This is a genomic window from Methylocaldum sp., from assembly GCF_035627495.1.
GTDB lineage: Bacteria > Pseudomonadota > Gammaproteobacteria > Methylococcales > Methylococcaceae > Methylocaldum.
Genome location: NZ_DASPLO010000156.1, coordinates 1 through 4762, shown reverse-complemented (window position 1 = coordinate 4762; position 4762 = coordinate 1). Strand labels below are relative to the sequence as shown.

4 protein-coding genes, 2 tRNA genes and 1 pseudogene are annotated in these 4762 nt (G+C 51.7%); all 7 read left to right on the top strand.

The features are described 5' to 3' along the window. Positions 1-133 (top strand): annotated as a pseudogene (locus VEB01_RS23235) (IS701 family transposase); the annotation flags it as partial. 533 nt (positions 134-666) lie between these two features. Beyond that, positions 667-743, top strand: a tRNA-Arg gene (locus VEB01_RS13175). Positions 744-811: 68 nt separating this feature from the next. Further along, a tRNA-Asn gene (locus VEB01_RS13170) sits at positions 812-887 on the top strand. A 675-nt stretch (positions 888-1562) separates the two neighbouring features. Then, positions 1563-1937, top strand: a complete 375-nt coding sequence (rpsL, locus tag VEB01_RS13165) for a 30S ribosomal protein S12 (RefSeq protein ID WP_324876153.1) — start codon at positions 1563-1565, stop codon at positions 1935-1937. Positions 1938-1956: 19 nt separating this feature from the next. After that, on the top strand, positions 1957-2427 hold the full coding sequence (rpsG, locus tag VEB01_RS13160; protein WP_324876151.1) for a 30S ribosomal protein S7: 471 nt from the start codon (positions 1957-1959) through the stop codon (positions 2425-2427). A 43-nt stretch (positions 2428-2470) separates the two neighbouring features. After that, positions 2471-4570 carry an elongation factor G gene (fusA, locus tag VEB01_RS13155; protein WP_324876149.1) on the top strand — a complete coding sequence of 700 codons (2100 nt, stop codon included), beginning with the start codon at positions 2471-2473 and terminating at the stop codon, positions 4568-4570. A 36-nt stretch (positions 4571-4606) separates the two neighbouring features. Beyond that, positions 4607-4762: GTP-binding protein (locus tag VEB01_RS13150; protein WP_324873561.1), on the top strand; the 156-nt coding region annotated here is incomplete at its 3' end.

Below are 4762 nucleotides of genomic sequence, written 5' to 3'. Positions count from 1 at the left end.
CCTGGTCTGGGTCCGGCTCAAGTCCTTGGCGGCTCAAACCGGTCGAACGGTCTATCAACTCAAGCACGGCTTACTGGATGACTACCTTATTCGACAACTTAAAAATCCTTCGCTAGAAATGCGTCTTGCGTAAGTCCTGACTACTTTTGTTTTTCGTATTTATAGGGGTGGAGATGAACGAAGCGGCGATATACTGCGAATCGCCAAGCAAAAACACCAAAGCGAAAGGGGCTGGGCACGCCTCTGGTTTGCGGTTAGTGGTGTGGTTCATGCTTTCGTGCGGGCTACACCGTGGCAAAGCGAACGATCTTTTGTCAGGAGAATTGCAAATTTTGCTCGCGAGTAGCGGGTGGGCTCCGTGTCGTTTTTATTGTTGAACAGAAAAGTAGAGAAATTGTTGCTTGCTGTTATGGGGGATTACGGTTCCGTCACGTTTGTTGGTTGGGGCTGTAGCGTAGATTCTCGAACTCCAGACTGAATCAAAATCCTCGGGATGAGCAGTGACGAAAATCGTCGCCCAAGTTTGATGTGTGCGGGAGCCGCCTATCTGGGGTGCTGCGCTTGGGGCTCCACAAATGTTATCCGGAAAATTAGAAAAGATTGCCGAAGGCGAGAAAAACAATTTGACGACCTACCCACCTTTATCGATAATGCTCCTTCTGCAGCGCGCCTGTAGCTCAGTTGGATAGAGTACCTGGCTACGAACTAGGTGGTCGGGAGTTCGAATCTCTCCAGGCGCGCCACTTATGAGTTTATGTGGGATTTGACCCGGCTTTGTTCGGTTTTTTATAATCTCGCGACTTAGTATTCTTCCCCTGTAGCTCAGTCGGTAGAGCAGCTGGCTGTTAACCAGCGGGTCGGCGGTTCGAGCCCGTCCGGGGGAGCCATATTCCTCCCTGTATTATGAATCCCCGTTGTCGAGTTCTTTGGTGGCGGGGGTTCATGATATACGGTCCCATATAGTCTCTCGAGTTGCGTAGCGATTCTGTGTGGATATCGGTTTATGCCTTCCGTCTTTGATGTTTCGTGCGGTGGGGTGTTTGGTGCGATAAGTTTGAGGATGTCTTGCTTATCGACTTTCGTTGTATTTTGCGTACAATGACGTGTTACCCCTTCTGGCGTTCCTTGTTCCTTCCCATCTGCGGTTTGTCTCGCTTGGCATAATCTGTTTGTGGTCGTGTCGGCGGGTTGTATCTGATTAGGTGCAGTTATATTGCTCTAAGTCCGGCGGTCGGCGGCGCTTATTGTGGCCTGTTGTGTATTAGCGGATTGTTGCTGGTCGGTACATTGTCCGGAGTTGCCGAGATGATTTGACTTCTGGTTGCAGGGTCTGGGCGAGTTTCAGTTGGGTTGATGGGGCGCATCGAGATGCTAGCTTCTTTGCGTCTTGCGTTTCTCCTATCTCTTAATTTGTGGATGGAGTCGTGGGTGATATTGACAAGGCAGCGTTTTAGTTTTAAATTTCGCCGCTTTACCAGTGCCTTTTGGTGTTTCCTAAGGCAAGACGGGTTCTTGGTGACGATTTGTCCGAAGGTTGAGCGAAAAAGTTTTGGAGTTTGGTGATGACGACGATAAACCAGTTGGTTCGGAAACCGCGAGTCAGAAGAAAAGACAAAAGCAATGTGCCGGCCCTGGACAGTTGTCCTCAAAGGCGTGGTGTGTGTACGCGCGTTTATACGACTACGCCTAAAAAACCGAATTCCGCATTGAGAAAAGTGGCGCGCGTTCGTTTGACGAACGGTGCGGAAGTGACTAGCTACATCGGTGGCGAAGGGCATAATTTGCAAGAGCACTCTGTGGTTTTGATCAGGGGTGGTCGTGTAAAGGATTTGCCGGGTGTGAGATATCACATTGTTCGCGGTAGCCTTGACACGGCAGGTGTTCAGAAGCGCCGCCAAGGGCGGTCTAAGTACGGCGCGAAAAGGCCAAAAAGTTAACTGAGTTCTGGGTTGCGTTATGTCTAGAAGAAGAGTCGCTCAAAGAAGAGAAGTTATTCCGGATCCCCGCTTCGGCAGCGAAATACTGGCGCGTTTTGTCAATATGTTGATGCTGAGCGGGAAAAAGTCGGTGGCTGAGAAGGTGGTGTATGGTGCTCTGGATCATATCTCCGCTAAAACCAGTCATTCGTCCTTGGACGTGTTAACCAGGGCATTGGAGAATGTTCAGCCGCTTGTAGAGGTTAAGTCGCGTCGTGTCGGTGGCGCCACCTATCAGGTTCCGGTTGAAGTCCGTCCTGCCCGTAGATCAGCTTTGGCTATGCGCTGGCTGATTGATTCTGCGCGCAAGAGAGGCGAAAAGGGAATGGTAATGAAGTTGGCCGCTGAGTTGCTCGACGCGAATGATAATCGCGGGGCGGCGGTGAAAAAGCGTGAAGATACGCACAGAATGGCAGAGGCAAACAAGGCGTTCTCTCATTATCGCTGGTAAGCGTTGACTTAATATCCAATCCACGTTAGGGAAGGTTAAGGCAGTGGCACGCACGACTCCAATCGAGAGATACCGCAATATCGGGATTTCGGCGCATATCGATGCGGGTAAGACTACCACCACGGAGCGTGTGTTGTTCTACACCGGCATCAATCATAAGATTGGTGAGGTCCATGATGGTGCTGCAACGATGGATTGGATGGAGCAGGAGCAGGAGCGCGGGATCACCATTACGTCCGCGGCCACCACGACCTACTGGAAAGGCATGGGGCTCAATTATCCTGAGCACCGCGTCAACATTATTGATACTCCCGGCCACGTTGATTTTACCATCGAGGTAGAGCGCTCCATGCGAGTTCTGGATGGAGCTTGCATGCTTTACTGTGCGGTGGGTGGCGTTCAGCCTCAGTCAGAGACGGTCTGGCGTCAGGCCACGAAGTACGGAGTTCCTCGTATCGCGTTCGTAAACAAGATGGATCGCTCGGGCGCAGATTTTTTTAAGGTCTGCAAGCAGATGCGGGACCGTCTACGCGCGAATCCCGTGCCTATTCAAATTCCCATCGGTGCCGAAGATTCGTTTAAGGGCGTTGTCGACTTGGTAAAGATGAAGTCCATCGTGTGGAATGAGGCTGATAGCGGCGCAACGTTCGAGTATGCGGATATTCCGGCCGATCTGGTGGATGCCGCTGCTGAGTGGCGGGAAAGGATGGTTGAGGCGGCGGCCGAGGCCGACGAAGAATTGATGAATAAATATTTGGAGCAGGGAGGGCTTTCGGAGGAGGAAATCAAGGGCGGGTTGCGTAAGCGTACGATCGGCCTCGAGATTGTTCCGATGCTTTGTGGGTCCGCCTTTAAGAATAAGGGCGTGCAAGCGATGTTGGATGCCGTCATCGACTACCTGCCATCCCCGCTAGATGTGCCTTCCATTAAGGGTGCGGACGCGGACACGGAGCAGCCTATCGAGCGTAAATCGAGTGATGATGAGCCGTTTTCGGCTTTGGCATTTAAGATTATGACGGACCCCTTCGTAGGGACCCTTACCTTCGTTCGTGTTTATTCGGGTGTCCTGAGTTCGGGTGACAGCGTAATAAACTCACAAAGCGGAAATAAAGAGCGAATTGGTCGATTGTTGCGCATGCACGCCAATACTCGTGAGGAGATCAAAGAAATTCGGGCTGGTGACATCGCTGCGTGCGTCGGTTTGAGGGACATTGTTACCGGTACGACTCTCTCTTCCGTAGATAAGCCGGTGGTCCTTGAAAGAATGGAATTTCCCGAGCCCGTGATATCGGTTGCGGTGGAGCCGAAAACCAAGAGTGACCAGGAAAAGATGGGGCTTGCGCTGCAGCGGCTGGCTCAGGAAGATCCGTCTTTTCGCGTCCATACCGACGAAGAATCGGGTCAAACCATTATTTCGGGTATGGGCGAGTTGCACCTGGAAATTATCGTCGATCGGATGAAGCGCGAGTTTAAGGTTGAGGCTAACGTCGGTGCGCCGCAGGTGGCTTATCGGGAAACTATCCGGAAGTCCGTTGAGCAGGAAGGAAAGTATATTCGTCAGACCGGTGGGCGTGGTCAGTATGGTCACGTATGGTTGCGTATAGAGCCTTTAGAGTCCGGTGGCTATGAGTTCGTAAATGGCATTGTCGGAGGGGTTGTCCCGAGGGAATATATTCCAGCCGTGGATAAAGGCGTGCAAGAGCAATTGCAAAATGGTATATTAGCCGGCTACCCCGTCGTAGACGTGAAAGTTACTTTGTTTGACGGCTCATATCACGACGTAGACTCCAGCGAAATGGCATTTAAGATTGCCGGCTCGATGTGTTTCAAGGAAGGGGCCCGCAAGGCGGGTCCGGTTCTGCTTGAGCCGATCATGAGTGTGGAAGTGGAAACCCCGGAAGATTACATGGGCGATGTCGTAGGTGATTTGAACAGGCGTCGCGGCATGGTGTTGGGGATGGATGACAATGCAGGCATTAAAGTTTTAAAGGCTGAGGTTCCTTTGGCTGAGATGTTTGGTTATTCAACAACATTGCGCTCATTGAGTCAGGGTAGGGCCACTTACTCGATGGAATTTAAGAAATACCAGGAAGCCCCTGCGAACATTGCGGACGCGGTAATTAAGAAGGCCTCTGTGGGTTAACGTTTAGAAAATAAGAAGTAGCGAGGTATCCAGGTCGTGTCCAAAGAGAAATTTACGCGCACGAAGCCGCATGTGAACGTCGGGACGATTGGTCATGTGGACCATGGCAAGACGACCCTGACGGCGGCTTTGACGAAGGTGGGTGCGGAGCGCTTTGGTGGCGAGTTCAGGGCGTACGATCAGATTGACGCG